The organism is Paenibacillus sp. NAIST15-1, assembly GCF_001894745.1.
Taxonomy (GTDB): Bacteria; Bacillota; Bacilli; order Paenibacillales; family Paenibacillaceae; genus Paenibacillus_B; species Paenibacillus_B suaedae.
On sequence record NZ_BBYF01000010.1, the window covers coordinates 190,240 to 210,468 of the forward strand.

Annotated in this window: 14 protein-coding genes; 10 read left to right on the plus strand and 4 right to left on the minus strand. The window is 47.2% G+C overall.

The window, feature by feature from the left end:
• Positions 1-59 precede the first annotated feature (59 nt).
• From PBN151_RS20380 to PBN151_RS20390, 3 genes are all read right to left on the minus strand, one after another.
• The gene (locus PBN151_RS20380; RefSeq protein ID WP_072730453.1) at positions 60-1,523 is read right to left on the minus strand and encodes a stalk domain-containing protein; all 1,464 of its coding nucleotides are present in this window, start codon (positions 1,521-1,523) and stop codon (positions 60-62) included.
• Between the two features lie 230 nt (positions 1,524-1,753).
• Positions 1,754-3,256: a response regulator gene (locus tag PBN151_RS20385; RefSeq protein WP_072730454.1), complete on the minus strand. Its 1,503-nt coding sequence runs from the start codon at positions 3,254-3,256 to the stop codon at positions 1,754-1,756.
• The gene (locus tag PBN151_RS20390) at positions 3,253-4,989 is read right to left on the minus strand and encodes a cache domain-containing sensor histidine kinase (protein ID WP_072730455.1); all 1,737 of its coding nucleotides are present in this window, start codon (positions 4,987-4,989) and stop codon (positions 3,253-3,255) included. The genes PBN151_RS20385 and PBN151_RS20390 overlap by 4 nt, the downstream gene beginning before the upstream one ends.
• A gap of 187 nt (positions 4,990-5,176) precedes the next feature.
• Here PBN151_RS20390 and PBN151_RS20395 point away from each other — a divergent pair, with 187 nt between their 5' ends.
• The 4 genes from PBN151_RS20395 (at position 5,177) to PBN151_RS20410 (ending at position 12,650) form a co-directional block, all read left to right on the plus strand.
• Positions 5,177-6,496, plus strand: a complete 1,320-nt coding sequence (locus PBN151_RS20395; protein WP_175560761.1) for an ABC transporter substrate-binding protein — start codon at positions 5,177-5,179, stop codon at positions 6,494-6,496.
• Between the two features lie 141 nt (positions 6,497-6,637).
• A complete protein-coding gene (locus tag PBN151_RS20400; RefSeq protein ID WP_083545246.1) occupies positions 6,638-7,516 on the plus strand; it encodes a carbohydrate ABC transporter permease in 879 nt (292 codons plus the stop codon).
• On the plus strand, positions 7,513-8,319 hold the full coding sequence (locus PBN151_RS20405; RefSeq protein WP_072730456.1) for a carbohydrate ABC transporter permease: 807 nt from the start codon (positions 7,513-7,515) through the stop codon (positions 8,317-8,319). Before PBN151_RS20400 ends, PBN151_RS20405 begins: the two co-directional genes overlap by 4 nt.
• Before the next feature lie 113 nt (positions 8,320-8,432).
• Positions 8,433-12,650, plus strand: a complete 4,218-nt coding sequence (locus PBN151_RS20410; RefSeq protein ID WP_072730457.1) for an Ig-like domain-containing protein — start codon at positions 8,433-8,435, stop codon at positions 12,648-12,650.
• Positions 12,651-12,887: 237 nt separating this feature from the next.
• Here the strand turns inward: PBN151_RS20410 and PBN151_RS20415 are convergent, their stop codons facing one another.
• The gene (locus PBN151_RS20415) at positions 12,888-14,126 is read right to left on the minus strand and encodes a chitinase (RefSeq protein WP_072730458.1); all 1,239 of its coding nucleotides are present in this window, start codon (positions 14,124-14,126) and stop codon (positions 12,888-12,890) included.
• 248 nt (positions 14,127-14,374) lie between these two features.
• Here PBN151_RS20415 and PBN151_RS20420 point away from each other — a divergent pair, with 248 nt between their 5' ends.
• From PBN151_RS20420 to mtnN, 6 genes are all read left to right on the plus strand, one after another.
• Positions 14,375-15,442, plus strand: coding sequence for a methionine ABC transporter ATP-binding protein (locus PBN151_RS20420; protein WP_072730459.1), 1,068 nt, complete (start codon positions 14,375-14,377; stop codon positions 15,440-15,442).
• Complete coding sequence (locus tag PBN151_RS20425; protein WP_021257788.1) at positions 15,439-16,119, plus strand: methionine ABC transporter permease; 681 nt, start codon at positions 15,439-15,441, stop codon at positions 16,117-16,119. The genes PBN151_RS20420 and PBN151_RS20425 overlap by 4 nt, the downstream gene beginning before the upstream one ends.
• A gap of 93 nt (positions 16,120-16,212) precedes the next feature.
• Entirely contained in the window at positions 16,213-16,674 is a 462-nt protein-coding gene (locus tag PBN151_RS20430) for an S-ribosylhomocysteine lyase (RefSeq protein ID WP_072730460.1), read from the plus strand.
• A 5-nt stretch (positions 16,675-16,679) separates the two neighbouring features.
• Positions 16,680-17,450: an SDR family NAD(P)-dependent oxidoreductase gene (locus PBN151_RS20435; RefSeq protein ID WP_072730461.1), complete on the plus strand. Its 771-nt coding sequence runs from the start codon at positions 16,680-16,682 to the stop codon at positions 17,448-17,450.
• Positions 17,451-17,497: 47 nt separating this feature from the next.
• Entirely contained in the window at positions 17,498-18,346 is an 849-nt protein-coding gene (locus PBN151_RS20440; RefSeq protein ID WP_072730462.1) for a MetQ/NlpA family ABC transporter substrate-binding protein, read from the plus strand.
• Between the two features lie 13 nt (positions 18,347-18,359).
• Complete coding sequence (mtnN, locus tag PBN151_RS20445) at positions 18,360-19,085, plus strand: 5'-methylthioadenosine/S-adenosylhomocysteine nucleosidase (RefSeq protein WP_072730463.1); 726 nt, start codon at positions 18,360-18,362, stop codon at positions 19,083-19,085.
• Positions 19,086-20,229: the final 1,144 nt, after the last annotated feature.

Here is a 20,229-nt window from a genome sequence, read left to right on the forward strand (position 1 = left end):
TTTATGGAAATGCATGCTTGCTCACTCGAAACAGCCATTGATGCCATCAGTTTTGGTAATCATTTGTTAGATGATCCTTCGTCGATATGAATTTGCAGCAGTTTGGGATTCCAGGTCACATGAAGACCAAGTCCTTTTTCTAACAACTGATAAGGTATGGAGGTAGTACCAGTTGCACCGACTAAAGGTTTCTCACGATCAATGAACCCACCGTCATAAACAATGCGATCTTGTTCATATCCGAAGGACAATGTTCGGCTCTTGTACGTTATAGAGTAAGGCATTGCAACACCGTATTCCGCGTTGAACTGCAGCTTCGTACCGAGTGCCGCCGCGACTGTCGCTGCGGGGAGAAGCACGGTATTGGTTTGAATGAAAGAAGGATACCTGGAGTTGATGAGCTTGCCATTGACGTAAATGTCTGCCGTACGTTCTACAGGAACAGGGCTATAGACCATATTGTCTTTAAATTTCTTCGTTGTCCCGATCGAAGAAAACATATTTCCACCCCAGCCCCATACGTTCCCATCTTCCGCTATAGCTTGACTGTGGAATGCCCCTGCGGCTATCGCCGTAACTTTAGGCAAACCGTTTACTTTTCCCTGCTTACCAGTCGGTGTTCGTCCTCCATAGCTGTACACTTCACCGGAAGTCGTTAATAATAGTTCGTAATCGTCATAAGTGCGGATGGATTTTATCGTCAGCTGGGGCTGAACGGCGACAGGCTTTCCTTGTTCCTTTACTCTCCAGACCTTTCCCTTCTTGTTCAGAGCAAGCAGGGAATGACCGGAAGAGATCATGCGAATATCAGAAAGTCCTTGGATTTTTGTTGGTTTTGCTGCGTCTGACCAACTCCACACGGTACCATCTTTTTTCACTGCATATATTTTTTCTGCGGAGGCTTCAATTTGAACGATTTCGGATAAGCCTTTCACTTGCACGGGCTTCACAGGAGCTGTCTCTGTTCCTTTTGCACGCGGCCAGTACCACACCGTCCCGTCATCGAGAACTGCTGCACCCCTATTGGATGTTGCGGTTGTGGAAACGGCATGCTTTATTCCTTGAATCTGATGTGGCAGAATGGAATGCTGGCGGCCGTCTTTAGAGTCTCCTGAGGCACCCCATGTCCATACGGTTCCATCGGCTTTCGTGGCCAAGTGATAACCTTCTCCGCTCGTTGAGATATGACGGATGTCTGTCAGCTCAAATAGTCGAATCGGATAGGAGTCGTAAATGGTCACTGTTTCTTGGATGCCCATTTCCCCAGTGAGATTGCGGCCCCAAGCCCACACTGATCCGTCACTGCGCAGCGCGATGGAATAATAATATCCTCCCTCGACTTGTATGAATTTTGGCAGCGATTCTTTTGTGGAATTGGCTGCTGAGGCAGCACTAGCAGTCGATGATAACGATGCAGTGAAGAGGATCATAAATGTGAGAACGACAGACAGCAATCGAAAGGTATGTATGTGTCGTGATGAGGTCGTGTGAGTTAGTGAGTCGCGTGTAATGGATGGTTGCATTCGTTTGCTCCTTTCTAATTAAGAGGGATTGAGTAAAATAGTGGATCGATATATTGACGATCCAATTTCATATAAAGTTGCCAAGTTATTAAGTTATTAAGTTATTAAGTTGTTAACATGAAACTCTTCTATTTTAACTATAGGCTATGTTCCAAAGGTTGGCAGATGATTAAGTTGTTAACATGAAACTCCCCCGGCAGACGTTTTCATCACCTTATATCGCATCTTCTTCATTTTCCCTGTTCTTTAAGCTCTGATGGATAGCACTCATAATAGTCCCGGAACAGCTTTGCAAAATGGCGTGCACTGTAATAACCGACGGCTTCGGCAACCTCCTGCACTTTAAGATGAGGCTCCTTGAGCAGCAGCTCCTTCGCTTTCAACATTCTTGTTTCAGTTACATATTTCAAAAATGGTATGCCATGCTTCTTATGAAATAAGCTGCTTAAATAATTCGGCGTCACATGGAACATATCCGCGATTTGCTTCATTCCAATGTTATGCATATAGTGCTCGTCAACCAAAGCAACGACTTGCTGCACGATATCTTTGTTCATGCTGCCATGACGTGGAGGCTGGATTATCATCTGATCCCCGAGACTTTTCAATTGCCCAAACCAGCATTCTTGATCTTCTATCTTGTCTATCGATATTCCAATCGAATAGGATATGGATTCTTGAATCCGATAAACAAGGGCTTGATTTGCCAAGTGTGTTCCACGCAATCTGCGAAGTTCTTTTTCCATGCACACGATGGCTCTAGAATAACCGTAATAGTCTTGCTGACGGAATAATCGGCATACCCTCTCAACAAGACGACTTATAGAGAGCGATTCATGCTGCTGATCCAATTCGAGTAGGTCGTGAAGTGCCAACGTGTGCTCCATCGGGAACAGCATGCGAAGGGGAGCGATTCGCTGAAGCTCTCCCACCTTCTGCGCTGCTTCTAGAAGATTCGCACACTCTTCGATCTGAATGGTAGTAATGGTAGGAGAGGAAGAAAACTCACCTTTACACATTTGCTGGACAGCATTCTCCATCTCCTTTTGAAGCTCCGCGGCATGTTGCTGGTGTGCAACTGGCCATGACCATACGATTGCAGGATTACCGCTAGTGAGGGGCAATGCGACGGCATGGAGACTGGTGGTAAGAGATTGATTACGGATGAGCAACTGCAATTGCTCATGGAACTGCTGCTGCCGCAAAAACGTCTCTTGTTCTGAGAGACAGCCGTCGAAATAGAACACGTTGACTTTGTATCGCCGTATCCCAAGCTGACATAGGTTTGCTTGATTGCCGCTGCTGCCATGCATACAAGAAAGAATGGCATGTTCAAGCTGGCGATTGAGATCCAAGATATGTGCATCATGGATTTCCTTCGCACGGATTAGGCTATCCTGAAGCTCATCGAGACTGAATGGCTTCAATAAATAATTGCATGCGCCAAGACGCAGCCCTTCCTTCGCATATTGGAATTCCGAATGGCCGCTTACGATAATCCACTTCGTATGAGGGGAGTTATCCCGACTCTGCGCGATGACCTCCAGACCATTCAACTTCGGCATCCGAATATCGACGAACACAAGGTCTGGCTGCCGCTCTGCCACATATCGTAGGGCTTCTTCTCCGTTACGGGCTTCTCCGATGACGTGGACAGGCATGTTCAATTCAGCCAGCATGCTTCGCAAACTGGCTCTTACCAAGGCCTCGTCGTCTACCACTAAAATCCTCATGATAAGCTGTCCTCCTTCGAAATCTGAATCGTTACGCAAGTGCCGATATGAGGCTCGCTTACAATGCTCAGTTGTGCGTTCGGGTAGACGAGCTTCAATCGCGAATTTACGTTGGCAAGACCAACATGTGCTTGAGATTGCATCGCCTTCGCATCGAATCCAACACCGTCGTCACGCACTTCGATACAGATAAGCGGGTCGTTGTCTTGCTGCTTGATGGAAGCGGACACGTGAATGGTGTGATCTTGATCATCGGGTTCAATGCCATGGATGACGGCGTTCTCCAATAGAGGCTGGATGAGCAGTTTTGGAATCCGGCACTCAGCAGCTTCATCATCATAGTGAATATGAATCGTCAGCCTGTCTTGGAAGCGAAGCTGCTGCAGCAGCGCATATTTGGTTAGAAACTTGAATTCGTGTTCGACCGTTGTCCATTGATTTTCCTCTAGAATGTAGCGCAGCATACCGCTCAGTGAAATAATGGCCGTTTCCAGACTCTTCGTATCGCCGATGCGGTTCAATCCGATGAATCCGGACAGCACGTTGTATAGAAAATGGGGCTGTATTTGCGATTGCAAGGCTCGATTTTCTGCATGCTGCTGTGCCAGAACCGCTTTATATTCGCGATTAATGAGCTCATCGAGCTGGATGACCATTTTATTTAACGAATGCCCAAGGTAAGACAACTCGTCTGATCCTACCCCTTCATAACGCGCCTGCAAATTTCCATTGCGCACTTTCGTCATCACTTCTTTCATCTGCGTGATCGGCTTAACGATCCATTGCGATGAGTAGCGGAATACGAAAAAAGTGACAATGAGGCCGCCAATCGAAATGAGTGCTGCCGTGATGTAAATCCAATGTACCTTTTGCTTAAGCTCGTCATTGGATAAGAATACGGTGATTTCCCAATTTGCTGGCTTGATAGTCTGGGTTACGGTCACGAATCTGGTGTCCTGTACGTCTTCATTCCCTCGGGTCTGAAGTTGTTTGAGCATTTCTTCGGTCAACGGCTTGCCTGAATAGATTACATTTCCCATGTCATCCGTAATTGCGACGACAGAACTAACGTTAAATGGAATGTCCTTCGTGATCTGATCGAGTACATTCGTATCTGCATCGGCAGATATGACGGCGAGCGGCTGCCCGGATTCTGGATTTTTAATTAATCGGGATACGGAGAATACCTGAATGGTGGATGGGTTCGTCAAGTAGGTCTGCGAATGAGAACTGATGAATGCAGCCTTCCCATCTCTTTTCACTGCTTTTTGATACCATAATTCGTACTGGAACGGAAAGTCGGGAACGAGGTCTATGCTGCTGTTCTTGGTTGTGAGGTAGGATTTCCCGTTCATCGTAATGATGAGCGTGCTGAGAATATCTTTGCGGGTATTGATTAAGTAATTTGGCAATGTGCCTGTTAAGGCGCGATCCGTCTGAAGCTTCGTGTATGCGCTTGCATGTTCATATACATTGTCGGCAATAATCTTCAGCGCATGTATGACATTGTCATTCAGATAGGGGGAAGCCGTCAGCCGTTCCAAATCATCCAGATAAGTCTCAATATTACCGGCCATAGCGTGCAGGGTTCCTGCCGTCAGCTTCTCCGTGTCTCTGATGAGCACATGCTGGGCGTAGATGGGAAGTACAAATGCCAATAAGACAAATGGAGTGACAATGGTCAGGCCATATACGAGCGTCAGCTTGGATCGTAGTGACTTGAATGCAGCCATAATCGCCAGCCTCCTTCACTTAAGTTAAAGGATAGGTACTCCTTGCAGGTTCGTCAATACGAAAATCGACAGTGTAGAAATGAGCGGATCAATTGTAGGTTTATAGCATATGAAAGCGCAATCATAAATGGTATCTTCTAAACAGAAAACGGAATCAACGACCATATCGTCGGCAAGGGGGATACAGATGAAACGGAACAATTGGTTCAAGATGCTCACACTGCTTGTTATCGCAGCATGTCTGCTTGCGGCATGCGGAACAGGAAGTACGGGCGGGGATGCAGCTGGAGGAAAGGCATCTAGCAGCGACCCCGGTCAGAGTGCAGGAAGCAAGGGAGGAACCGGGGGCAATCTTACGGTTATGACGAACGTGGTTGGCGAGTCAGCGAAGGTGCTCCAGGAGATCGCCAATCAATTTATGAAAGACAATCCAGACATTAAAGTGGATTTCAGTGCTCCAGGTGCGGAGTATGAGAACATTATGAAAATGAAAATGGCATCCAATGAGCTGCCTGATGTATTTGCGACTCACGGATGGGCCAAGGTTCGTTACGGCGCGTATTTAGCTGACCTGAAGGGCGAAGAGTGGGCAAGCAAGCTTAACGCCTCCATCAAACCTGCTGTAACCGACGATCAGGGGAAAGTGTTCGTGCTCCCTATGGATCAAGATAAAGGCGGGCCTGTGTACAATGCAGCAGTGCTGGAGAAGTATGGCATACAGGTTCCGATGACATGGGATGAATTGATGAAGGCCGCGGAAGAAATCAAGACGAAGAGCAATGGAGAAATCGTGCCGATTCATATCGGAGGCGCGGATTCATGGCCGATCGGACAATTTTTTGATTTCTATGCGACGTCCGTCTTTATAAGCCCTGAGAAGAATGATGCAGCACAACTGCTCGACGGAACCTTCGATTGGAACCGATTCGACGCACTGCCGCAAATGTTCTTATCCTTGCAAGAGAAAGGATATTTGAACAAGGATGTGCTGACTGCGAAATATAGCGATTCCGCTAAAGCCTTCGCAGAAGGAAAAGCTGCATTCGGGATATATGGTCCGTTCCTCATCGAAGAAGCAAAGAAGCTGAATCCTGATCTGAAAGCAGGCTTGATGCCGATTCATTCGGTAGCAGCTGGCGATGCGCCAACGCTTGTAGGTGGAGAGAAGACGACATGGGGCGTGTGGAAGGATTCCCCGAACAGCGAGGCGGCTCGTAAATTCGTGGCCTATTACGCCAAGCCGGAGAATATAGCCTTGGTCGCCGCTGCAAATGTACTCCCTCCTGGACTTGATGGAGTAGCCACCAACGCGGGCAGCTTGACTGCTGACTTTGAGAAGTTCAAAGATTTGCGCGTGTTCCCGTACTTTGACAGAGTGTATTTGCCGAACGGGATGTGGGACGTCATGTGCAAGAACGGCCAGGATCTGCTGGCTGGCGGCATTATACCTCGAGAATTCTCGGAAAATATGAAAAAGGAATATGAAAGATTACGTGCTGCTAAATAACAGATAGGCAATTCATCGACCCGCGGCTGCATCTGTCTTGCTGCGGGTCTATTTCTCACATCTAGGAGGATGCATATGGCTAGAAGTCCGTCGAAGATGGAAGCCACGCATGAAGAACGAGTGCAGCTGCGTTCGGGCTTCATGGTCAGATGGGTTCATTCTGCTGGAATACTCAATCTGATGTACGTCCCGGCGCTAGTGCTGTTTGCCGTGTTCATTTTCTATCCTCTAATCCAGGGAGTTAAAATCTCCTTCACCAATTGGGACGGCTATTCGCAGCAATACGCATGGGTAGGCTTCGACAAATATCGGCTAATGCTGTCGGACAAGAAGATTGTCCAGACGATTCAGAACACGTTTATTTACGGCTTCGGAAGTACGGTATTTCAAAATGTGATGGGTCTTGCTTACGCCTTGTTTTTGGATCAGAAGCTAAGAGGGAAGGGCATCATCCGTATGATCGTATATCTTCCCGTTATTATCAGCCCGTTAATTATGGGCTATATCAGCTATTTCTTCTTTCAGTATGATGGCGGGGCGCTGAATGATGCGATTCGTTTATTTGGCGGAGAGGCCGTGGATTGGCTGTCGAACGGCTCACGTGCAGTATGGATGATTGTCCTAGTTAACACCTATCAGTATATGGGCATTGCGATGATTATTTTTTTGGCAGGCTTACAGTCTGTTTCGAAAGAGTATCACGAAGCGGCCAATATCGATGGCGCTGGCTGGTGGAGCCGATTCATGCGGATTACGCTTCCGCTGCTTATGCCGGCAATTACGATCAATATTGTGCTTAATCTCATTGGGGGCTTGAAGCTGTTTGACGTGATAGTAGCAATGACGAACGGCGGACCGGGCTATGCGACGCAGTCTTTGTCCACGATGATGTACAATCTGTATTTCGCCCGTCAGGATGCGGGATATGCGGCAGCGCTCGGGAATCTGATGTTCATCATCATCGCGGTCATCAGTATTTCATCACTTGTACTGCTTCGTCGGAAGGAAGTGGATGTGTGAAGATTGCCAAATATATAGCGCTAGTACTCATCGTGCTGATTCACAGCATCCCTTTTTACATTTTAGTCAATCTGTCCTTCAAACCAATAGAAGATACGAGCAGCAAATGGATGCCTTCGCAGCAGTTCCAAGTGGATAATTTCATTCATGCATGGCAGGATGCTCAGTTAGGAAGAGCTGTCCTGAATAATGGGATGATCACGGCTACTGCGGTTATTCTCGTCGTGTTCATCGGTGCATGTGCTTCGTATCCGCTGGCTCGCCATCAGACCAAATGGAATCGATTCGTATACACGCTATGCATCTCATGCTTAATTGTCCCCGCATTGACGATTCTCGTACCTTTGTACAAATTCATCGTAGACGTAGGCGGAATCAATACATACTGGGCGATTATTCTGACACAAGTCACTTTTGCGCTGCCGATGACGATATTTTTGTTCACCGGGTTTATTAGTACGGTTCCGCGAGAGATGGACGAGGCGGGGCTGATTGATGGGTGCAGCCGTTACGGTATCTTTATGCGAATTATTTTCCCTTTGCTGAAGCCAATCACGGCTACAGTGGTCATTTTGATCGGTGTGCAGGTGTGGAATGACTATCAATTCTCCGTGTTCTTCTTGCAGAAGAAAGAGATGATGACGATTCCGGTTGCCCTGTCGGGCTTCGTCTCGCAGTTCCACAGCAACATTAGCTGGGTCGCTGCGGGTTGCTTTATTGGGATGCTGCCGCTCACGGTCGTGTATTTGTTTCTGCAAAAATATTTCGTGAAAGGGATGGTAGACGGGGCGATTAAAGGGTAGCAGCAACAGCAAAGAAAGGAGGTATGGTCAAGGTAGGAAACAAGGAAGAGGCTACAAGATCAAGGCAAACAAGGACGACACTATAACAATTAGGAATGCGAAGGGGGTTAATCATGTTCAGGAAGAAATCGGGTGCAAGGATCACTTCATTAGCGCTTGTTCTTGCAATGATGCTCGGCTTGTTCACTTCCGGCGGCGGTATGATTCAAGCCCAAGGGACAGCTGATAATGACAATCCACTTGTATCGGTTAAGCTGTCCGCCGAAGATATGGCAGTGCCTTTGGACGGTGTAACGCAGCTGCAGGTGACGGGGAGGTTGAAGGATGGCAGTGAGATTGACTTGCGGCATGATGCAAAGACCACAATTGCATACAGCGCTCCTATCGACATGTTCACCATTGGGGATGATGGTCTAGCAAGAGCAGGTACGCAGGATGTTGGTGAAGTCCAGATCGGCGTGGAAGTAGTAAGAGACGGTATTCGCTTGACAGATACATTGAAGCTGACGATCAAGCCTGAGCCTGCGCGGCCATTTTTGCGGGATTACACGGGCACTTTAACGATGAAGCTCTATTTGGGAGACAACGGGAAAATAGAATTAACGCTGGATGAAGCGCTGGAAGCGATCAAGAAGATGGATCACATGACGCGCAGCATGCCGAAAATCATCTATTTGGTTGGCTGGCAGCATGATGGCCACGATTCGAAATATCCAGATTGGAATGTCGTCAATCCGAAGCTGAAGCGACCAGGTGATGCTACTGCACTGGACAGCCTGAAATGGTTCATGGATGAGGCGGAGAAGTACAATACGACGATCAGCTTCCACATCAATATGACGGACGCCTATCAAGACAGCCCGCAATGGGAGGAATTCATCAACAAGGATCTCATTCGCAAGGAAGAGAACGGGGAGCTTATTAAGGGAGGCCATTGGGTAAGCGGACAGAGCTACAAAATCAATCTGACACGTGCTTGGGAAGCAGGGGTATTCCAGCGCAATATCGATGACTTGCTTGCCAAGATCCCTCAGCTGCTTCGAGGGAAGACGATTCATATCGATGCATTTGTAACGAGTCCAGTAGAGTGGGCTCCTTCCGTTGGTAATGCAGATCCATATCATAAGACAACGTATCGCCAGGAAAGTGAAACTCAGAAAAAGATCATGCGTTACTGGCGTGATAAAGGAATGGACGTTACGAGCGAGTATTTCCATGGCTACCGCGGTGACCCGTTATTCGGTCTGCAGCCGATGGCATGGTGGGCGGATTGGCGTTCGATCGACAGTCAGATGAAGCTGCCAGCAGCACTTGCGGTCGGTGGAAAAGGCGGAAATGAGCTGTTCGGCACGAGCATGCATGGCGAAGAAATTGTCAAAAAAGACAAGGTGAGGCTGACGGGATTTTTGCAGGAATTCAGTGCAACTACGCTGCTCTGGCAGTATCTCAATCAATTCGAACGTCTCTCTTATAATGAACCAACGAGCACCGTGCAATTTTCAGATGGAGTGACGAGTTCTAAGCAGAGTGGGAAGCGCGTCGTGAAGCACGGCGATGTGACGATTGCAGACGGTACGGATATGTTCGTACCCGCCTTATGGCGCAAGGATAAACCCGAGATTATCGCATTCAGCCAGGATGGCTACAAGGATAGAAGCTGGAAGCTGCCTGCTGGATGGGCGGGCGTGCAGGCGGTTGACGTATTCGAGATTGGAATGGGACTGCCGAGATTGATTGAGCGAGGGCTGCCGACTGCTGGGGACACCGTCACTTTATCGATAGCTCCGGGGTCAGCGGTTTCCATTACGCCAGCGAATCAGGAACCATTGGATCCGATACAGACAATCGCTGCGGGATTGAAATCAGTTCCAGCGCCTGCGAAGAATATGACTCGTTTAACGCTGCCACAGGTACCGGAGGGTTATGAGATTGAGCTGCTTGAATCGAAGCGTCCGGATGTAATTGACCACACCGGCCACATATCGCCAACGAGCCAAGAGGAAGAAGTTCTTCTTATTTTCCAAGTGAAGCGGAAGGCTGACGGTGTAAGTACCCATACGGCTGCAATCCCTGTTATCGTGCCGCCAGGAAGCGTTGTGAATATTAACGACGTGTATGATGCAAAGAATGCCGTATTGACAGGAAATGCGGTACTGCGAAGCAATGGCGCGTTTATGACCGGGAGTGTGGTTGGATTTGTCGGCGGGCCTGTTGGAAACAACAACACCGTTACCTTTCAACAAGTCAACGTGCCTGGGGATGGCCTGTATGAATTGCAGCTAGAGTATGCAACTGCCGTGCCTCGTTCGGTGTTCGTGCGGGCGAATGAGGAACAAGGGATCGAAGTATTGTTGACGGGGACGGATTGGAATAAAGCACAGCTCAAAACCATTCAGGTTGTGCTGAAAAAAGGCATGAACACCATTACCTTATATAATCCGACGGAATATGCTCCTGATATGGGATCGATTATTGTGAAATCCATCACTCCAAATTCGATTGCAGACTGGATTACGTCCATCCAACTACCTGGGAAGAACGACAAGTACGTAACGCTTCCTTCTGTACCGCAGGGCTTCACAGTTTCGATCAAATCGTCGGACAATGAGACGGTTATTAAACCGGATGGTAGGATTGTTCGTCCAGCTGCGGATCAGATCGTTTATCTTATTTTGCAAGTGACTCGAAATTATGATGGCGTAACAGCTGAGACGGCAGCGATCCCAGTCGTTATAGCTGGAGAACCTCAAATAATCAGTGTTGCTACGGTAGTTGTGAATACGGAAGTTGGGAAGGCTCCAGTGCTGCCGACAGTCGTGACAGCGACGTATTCGGATATGACGGTAGAGAAGATTTCCGTCGTGTGGGATGCGATTGAGGCTGAACAGTATGCGAAGGCGGGAACATTTACGGTAATGGGGAAGGTTGCGGGGACGAATCTCCAAGCTGTCGCCATGGTCAATGTTACGGAGTCACCTATACAGACGCCATATATTACGAGTCTATCACCAGTGATCGTAGAGACGGAAGTCGGAACGCCCCTGGTGCTGCCGACAGTCGTAACTGCGACGTACTCGGATCTTACAGTAGCGTATATTTCCGTCGTGTGGGATGCGATTGGGGCTGAACAGTATGCAAAGGCGGGAATATTTACGGTGACGGGATCGGTTGCGGGTACGGATCTTCAAGCGATCGCGACGGTTCATGTCAAGGAGTCACCTGTACAGACACCATATATTACAAGTCTATCGCCAATAGCTGTGGATACGGAAGTCGGAACACCACCAGCCATGCCTTCTGTCGTAACGGCTACGTATTCGGATTTATCGACAATGCCAGTGTCAGTGGCGTGGGATCAGATTGATGCTAGTCTTTATAGCAAAGCAGGCAGCTTTATCGTGAAGGGAACAGTAGAGGGGGCATCCATGAAGGCAGAGGCCATGGTTACGGTGAAGGCGGATCAGGGATCTGGAAACGGAACAGACAATGGATCAGGTGGAGGAAGCAGCAGTTCCAGTACATCTACAACAGTCCCGCCGCAAACGAAAGAACCCAAGAAGCCACAGCCTAACAGAGAGCAAGAAGCGCCGAAGCTCATGGAGCTGACGTATGTGCCGACAACCGAACAGATGCAACATCCACACTATTTATCTGTTGTGCGGGTGAATGAGGATGGAAGCACCATGCCGGTTGTATTTAGCGCCTATGACCCTTCAGCGCTCAAAATGAAGTTCCTTGGTTACGTCGATGAGAACTACAAAGTTGTGTACAAAGAAGTAAAGTTCACGGATTTGCAGAAGCATGTTTGGGCGAAAGAGGCTATTGAAGCACTTACCTCACGCGGTGTGCTGGATGGCGTATCGCTCTATCGATTTGTGCCAGAACAAGCGATAACACGCGCTGAGCTCGTCGTCATGCTCGTTCGCATGCTCGGCCTCACTGCGGAAGCGGATTCGAATTTCGCAGACGTCAATCCATCTGCTTCTTACTACTATGACATCGCGATAGCCAAAAAAGCTGGGCTTATTCAGGGAGTTACGGATAAGGAGTTCCAGCCTGAGGCAAAAGTGACGCGGGAGCAGTGGATGACCATCATCGAGCGTGCGCTGCGCCAAATGAAAGTCATTAATGAGTCGGAAAATGAAGATGCATTGAATACATTTACGGATCGTGAGCAAATTGCAGATTATGCACTGCGAAGTGCAGCAGCACTTGTGAAGCTGAAATTGATCGTAGGAGCCAATCAGCAGCTTCTGCCGAAAAAAACAACGAGCCGTGCCGAAGCCGCGCTAGTGCTGTATCGAATCATTCCTTTGGTATTGCAAAAGTAAGCAAAGAAGCTGAACATGACAACAGCCTTCTCCTAGCAATAGGGGAGGCTGTTCATGCTTTACATGGTAGCTGATAGTTTCTGATCTGTATGGTGTTTCTTGGTAACTTAGATGTTGATTAAATGATTGAATTGATTGAATTGATTGGATGTTTGAATGATTATATGCCTGAATGTGAATGCCCCTCAATCTTGTTGTTGGTAAGTTGGTTGGCTATTAGCTTGCTTCCCCGTATGCTCAAAAAGGCTGCATGCCAAGCGTGTTGAGCTTCTCACCAGTAACATCCACACCCATTTTGCTTGTGATGTCCAAGTAGTGGCCGATGCGGCGCTTGATGGCGCCGTTCGATTCATCCAGATTAGCTTCCAGTCCATTGAGTACCATGATGCTAACCCCGAATCCTGCGGGACCTAATCCTTTTTCTTTTTCCTCTCCAGCGGGCTTCCATCTGCCAATCATAACATCATGGGCGGAAGGCTTTGGCGCTTGCGGCGTCATCCAGAATAAGATAGCGGTTGCAAATCCTAGCTTGCCGTCGGCCGCAATCCATTCCGGATTTTGAAGAAGCACATGTTTATCTCCGTATATAATGGCACTCATTAACCCGTAATTGAAATTCCAGCTCAGCATGATCGGGCCCCGTCCGTAATAGCGCTTGCCTGGAACACCCGGATATTCCTTGCTGCTGGCAGGGTCTACGAAGTCCGATTTATTCTGTCCTGTTCTGCCTGCAATGTTCTCATTCCAATAGAGCCCCCAGCGCAGCATGCCTCCCGGAGCGGTGTCCCAACCTCCGCCAGTCTCATGAGACAAATTGGCAAGCAGCGCCGCGAGATCGCGCTTGCGATCCTTCTCCAATCCTTCATTCAAGAAGGCGCCGTAATCGACGATTTGCGTGATGATGCGCTTGGTCTTGTTCTCTGGTGTATTGAAGTCATCGGAGCGTACAATGAGCGTTTCGGTTTTTCCCTTTTTCTCTAAACGATAAATTTCTTGAGCTGAATAATTGCCTTCCCGATACGAAACCTTGTATTTCACATTGGCGACAAGGCTGACGGCATTGATGAGATTTTGATAGGAGTAGTAGTCGGTCTGATTGGGATTATAGTCTTTCTTATCTTTGTTGAAGGCATGCCATTCCTTCGAACCAAGGCGCATCGGAAATAACGCTTCGTATTCCTTCTCGGGGAGTGCGGACCGGACGGCCTCAACCGCCTTGTCTGCGGTATAGTCGGGATCGATTCCATCCCACTGTGATTCAATCTGTTGTCTGGTCAGAATGCGGCTGTCGCCAACGGACAAGCTGCTGTCCTGTAAGTACACAATATCTGCTTTGCCTGAAATGGAAGTAACGTCAGCAGCCGAGGCAGAGGCAGTAGTGAATCCGAGTGAGGTGAGAAGCAGCGTTGAGCTGAGTGTCAGCAGCAGTGTGCACCGAATCCATTTCTTTGAAAGCGGATACGAAACGTTGGACATCAATACATCCCCTTTATAATCGAATAAGTGCAAGTTTTATTGATACATATTTATATCGCTTTCATTTTGGAATATGACAAGTAAAAGAGACGAAATTGGAAGACCGACCTCAACAAGCAGCGAAAAAATATAGTTGAAGGTATGATGATACTTACATATAGTAATTCCGACTATTCTGGTGTATAATTACGGAAATAAAATTTCGGTAATTCGGTAGTACATAGAACGACCAGGAAGGGTTGGACATCATGATCTCATTATCGAATATTAGGGTAACGTTTGACACGGGCTCTCAATCGGTTACTGCTGTACAGGATGTCAGTCTGCATGTGAACGCAAGTGACGTATACGGCATTGTTGGATACAGCGGAGCGGGGAAGAGTACCTTGGTGCGTGTCATTAACTTGCTGCAGCGGCCTGCATCAGGGAGTGTAGAGGTGAACGGTCAGGACTTGCTGGCTCTGAGCCCCAAGGAACTGCGGGCAGCTAGGAGGAAGATCGGGATGATCTTTCAGCACTTCAACCTGATGAATTCCAGAACGATCTATGACAATGTAGATTATCCCTTAAAGAGCTCCAAGCTTTCGAAGCGTGAACGCTCGCAGAAGGTGAAGGATTTGCTCGAATTAGTAGGCTTGTCAGATAAATTGGACGCATATCCCTCTCAATTGTCAGGGGGACAGAAGCAGAGGGTGGCGATTGCTAGAGCGCTGGCGAATGATCCGGAAATCCTATTATGCGATGAAGCGACGAGTGCCTTAGACCCTAAAACCACACTATCCATATTGGAATTATTAAAGAAATTGAACCAAACCTTAGGGTTAACGATCGTGCTCATTACGCATGAAATGCAAGTGGTCAAAGAAATTTGCAATAAGGTTGCCGTAATGGAAGACGGTCGGATTATTGAGCAGGGAGATATCGTGTCAATTTTTAGCCGTCCGCAAAATGCGTTAACTCGTGATTTTATTAATACAGCTACTCATATTGAACAGACGCTGGAGAAGCTCTCCCAGCATCCGTCATTGGTGCAGCTTAAGAACAACGATATTTTGTGCAAGATATCCTACATTGGCGATAGCACAAGCGAGCCGATTATCTCAGCGCTTACCGCTCGTTATCGGGTAACGACCAACATCTTATATGCGAATGTGGAGATTCTACAGCAGACGCCTATTGGCAATTTGATTGTGGTCATGTCGGGATCAACTAGCGATTTGGAAGCGGCACTCGAATATTTGCAGTCGATTCAAGTTGCGGTCGAAATGATTGATTCTCGTCTTGTGCAGAACGTTAAGGTAGGTGAAACGGTATGAGTGAGTTTTTAATGAATAACTTCCCAAACATTTGGAATTTAAGAGAAGAGATTCTGATCAGCATCTATGAAACGATATACATGGTGGTCGTAACCTCCTTATTCTCGGTACTTTTCGGCCTTTTGCTAGGTGTAACCTTGATTGTAGTTGATAAGGGCGGGATTTTAGAAAACAAGCTCGTTTACAGTGTCTTGGACAAAGTCATTAATCTATTTCGCTCTATTCCGTTCATTATTCTTATCGCGGTTGTCGTTCCGCTTACCCGCCTTATTGCGGGGACATCGATCGGCATGCAAGCAGCAATTGTGCCGTTAGTTATCGGGATCGTTCCTTTTTATGCGAGACAAATTCAAAATGCGCTGGTCGAGGTAGATCCGGGAATTGTGGAAGCCGCTCAGTCCATGGGATCAGGGCCAATTGAGATCGTATTTCGGGTCTATTTGAAGGAAGGTTTAAATGCGATTATCCGTGCTTCTTCCGTGACGGTCATTAACCTGATCGGGCTGACGACGATGGCGGGTGCGATTGGCTCGGGTGGTTTGGGCAGTCTGGCAATTAGCAAGGGGTATAATCGGTTCCAAAATGATATCACCATAGTTGCTACTATTTTGATCTTAATTCTGGTGTTTGTGTGCCAATTCATTGGCGACTATTTTACGAAGAAGACGATGCATTAGCAGCGGATTAGTGAACTTGATTTATGCAGTATGCTCCTTAGGTGCGTACTGGATTAAATAGAATACAAATTACAGACAAAGGACTGAGGAACAATGGCAAAAGTAGAAAGCTTTCAACTGGATCACACAATCGTAAAGGCTCCTTATGTAAGAGCAGCAGGAGTTGAACATGATGAGAAAGGCAGCACCGTACAAAAATACGATCTGCGCTTTTTGCAGCCAAATAAAGACGCAATTCCAACGGCAGCGCTTCACACGCTTGAGCATCTGCTTGCTACGTATATGAGAGACGAGATTAAAGGGATTATCGATATTTCTCCGATGGGATGCAGAACGGGATACTATCTGATTCTGTGGAACGAGCACAGTCCGGAAGAGATTGCTTCGGCTTTGGAGAGAACACTGAAGCGTGTATTGGATACAACAGAGGTTCCTGCTGTATCCGCACTGGAATGCGGCAACTACAAGGATCATTCTCTCTTCTCTGCGCAAGAATATGCGAAGATTGTGCTGGAAGCGGGAATCAGCAGAGATCCGTTTGAAAGAGTGCTGTAATCGCGATGATTACGCTCAATCTATCGCATCAGACAGCGATTGTCACAGGCGGAAATTCAGGCATAGGGCAGGGTATCGTACAAATCCTGCTCCAAAGTGGAGCTACGGTTATCTCTGCGGATCTGGCGTACGAAGCTGATTATCGAGAGGTTAACGGTCAGCTCATCGAGACGAAATTGGACTTAACCAAATCCGAGGATATTGATCGCTGGTCCAGATTGGTTGTAGAGCATGCAGGGGTTCCCGATATCGTCGTGAACTGTGCGGGTGCTTCAACAATGGATTATGTGATTGACAGCAAGCTGGAGGACTGGGAGAAGGTTTTCTCCATTAACGCTACGGGGCTGTACCTGGTCTCCAAAATATTTGCCAAAGCAATGGTCGATGCCGGGAAGCCGGGCAGATTCATTCAAATTGCTTCTCAAGCAGGCAAGAACGGCTACCGGGCTATGGGCGGGTATTGCGCATCCAAGCATGCTGTTCTTGGCTTGACGAAGGTGATGGCGATCGAGCTGGCGCGGCATAACATTCTCGTGAATGCGGTATGTCCGGGAATTGTGGAGACACCGATGAAGCATCGGGAGCGGATTGAAGGTGGAGTCATCCGCGGTATTAGCGCAGAGGAAATCTATGCGGAGGATTGTTCCCAGGTTCCACTCGGAAGAACCGCTGAAGTTCAGGATGTGGCCAATGTCGTGCTGTTCCTGGCAAGTCCGTTGTCTTCGTATATGACCGGCCAGGCGATTAATGTAACAGGCGGGATGACGATGCATTAAGCAAGAAAGCTCTTATCTTTATTTACATATAGGGGGGAGTAAATCGTATGACTAAAAAGAGAGTATGGGGCGGATTAGCGGTTGGGTTGGCTTTGACACTGGTGCTGGCCGGCTGTGGAGGCAAATCATCAGGCGATGCTGGGAAAATCGTAATCGGTTCTCAGGGATCGGACGCTCAGATTTGGAAGCATATCGCGCAATCTCAGGCGGCGAAGGACGCCAAGCTCGATATCGAAGTCAAGGAGATCAATGGCGGCGTAGAGCTGAATAACGCAACCAAAGACGGGGAAGTGGACGTCAACGCATTTCAATCTTGGGCGTACTTGGTCAGCTACAATAAAGACAGTAAAGCTGATCTTGCAGCAGTAGCGACAACCTATCTAGAGCCGATGGGAATCTATTCGCAGAAGATCAAGGATATTAAGGATGTTCCAGACGGCGCTCTTGTTGCTCTGGCGGATAACCCAGCCAACACGGCAAGAGGATTAAGTTTGCTGCAGGCAGCAGGGCTCATCAAGTTGAAAGATGGGTTCGACCTTGGAACAGGTTCAGAAAGTGATGTTGTAGAAAACTCGAAGCATCTGAAATTCAAGCTAATTGACGATACGACAGGCCCGCGGGTCATACAAGATGTGGATTTGGTATTGATCGGGAATACGGTTGCGATGGAAGGCGGATTGAACGTATTGAAGGATTCGTTGTTCCATGAGGAGATCTCTGTGGATACCAAGCATAATATCAACGTGCTCGTGACGACCTCTGATAAGCAGAACGATCCAGGCATTTTGAAATTAGGCGAGCTGTACCACAACGAAGATACGCAAAAATACATTGAGAAAGAGTTCGGAGGCACAAAAGTTCCTGTTGAGAAACCGATCTCCTATCTGAAAGAATAGTGAGGCTGGCTTCATGCGGATTGCGATTATAACAGCGATGGAAGAAGAAATGGCTCCTTTTCGAAGCCAGTCACAAATTACAGCAAGAACACAGGTAGGTAAAGTTATTATCGAAGAAGCGGTGTACCAAGGTCAATCCTTGATTCTAGTGGAGAGCGGGATTGGTAAGGTCAATGCAGCAGTGGCAGCGACGCTTGTAATTGAGCGGTATAAGCCGGATGTCATCATCAATTCCGGATCGTCGGGTGCATTTGGCGCAGGATTGGACGTTGGCGACGTCATCATCGCTACGCAGTTTATTTACGGGGATGTTGATGCTACCTGCTTCGGCTATGAGCCTGGTCAGGTTCCGCAAATGCCGGCCAAGTACGAGACGGATGCGGATTGGCTGAAAGTGGCGCGGCAAACTGCGGCATCAGCAGAGCTTCCATACGCTCTTGATTTTGGATTGGTGTTGACGCTCGATTCGTTCATGAGCGAGGGTGAGCGGGTAGAGGGGATTAGATCCACATTCCCCCTCGTGAAGGTATCCGATATGGAAGTGCTGGCGATTGTACAGTCAGCAGCGCAATACGGAATTCCGGTATTATCCGTCAAGGCTGTATCCGACATTGCCGGACAAGGCGATGTCACGGCGAACAGCTTCGATGATAATCTGGATGTCGCCGCTGATCATGCTGCGCATTTTACGAAGCTGCTGGTGAACAGCTCCAAACGATTTATGTATTGTGATAAGTAAGGAACTAGTAGTGGTATTCTATCTGATTCACCGGAACAAGTGCGAACCTGAAGTGAGCATTGATTTCTGGGAAGGCTCATGATTCCTTGCTAGTACTAATATAATGGAAGAAAAGAAAGATGGCAGATAACCCCTTTTGTTCGAATGGTCGTTTGAAGGGCGCGGAATTATCTAAATAAAGGCAAAATGTATAAGATAATTTGGAATGTGTTGCCGCGCCCGCCACGTTGAACGTGTACTGTTCAACTGGAAGATTTGTGTAACTAAAACAAAAATATCCCCCTGTAGAAGATTGAATTAATCTTTCGTGCTGAAAATCGATTAGAGTTTAGTAAGAGCTTGATCGAAGCCAACTTGACAATGTGTAGGAAAGCGATAGTTATAGCTGTGATACTAAGAATTTCTCAGTATTTTTACGCTCTCTGTCTGAATCTATCTTCGGGATTTTGATATTGACTAATAAAAAAGTAAGATTTATGATATATTGTATTGGTAATATTACCCTGCATAAAAACTTCTCTTTAATGTGTTACGAATTTCATATTGTTACAAGCAATCTCAGTTACTTTACGGGACAACTACCTCAACTATGCCATCATAATATTCTCGTAAACATGTTAAAGTTTTGTATCATCATGTCTTCACAAAAAAAGAATTCTTCTACTCAAAAACGACGTTTCTAATATTTTCAGTATAGCTCATTTTTTGAAAATATAAGATAAATGCTTTATGATTCCACGCCACTTAGTCATGGATGATAAAAGCGACCATTATTCTATCGTACGGGGATACCGATAACTAAATGTGTCAACAATTTTTATCAGTTATCCTCATCCTGCTAAATATAAGTCTTTTATATAACAGATGGCTTCAGGAGACATGAAGCAACAGCGTATCGTTTTTTTAGTAACTGCTTACATTCCCATAGATAACAAATAAATAATTTAATCGTTGTTTCGGCACGTTAAATGATTTATTTTCCACATAATACTGACAGTAGTGCAGAATCTTATTTGCATGAATGGGCGAAGCTATGCCTTTTTAGGGTTCTCTATTCATTTGTGGCAAATGAATCTAGGGTGATAATTCACCATATCTTTTTAGAAGTGTGCAAGCAAGTATGATCTCATTATCCCGTTGAGGA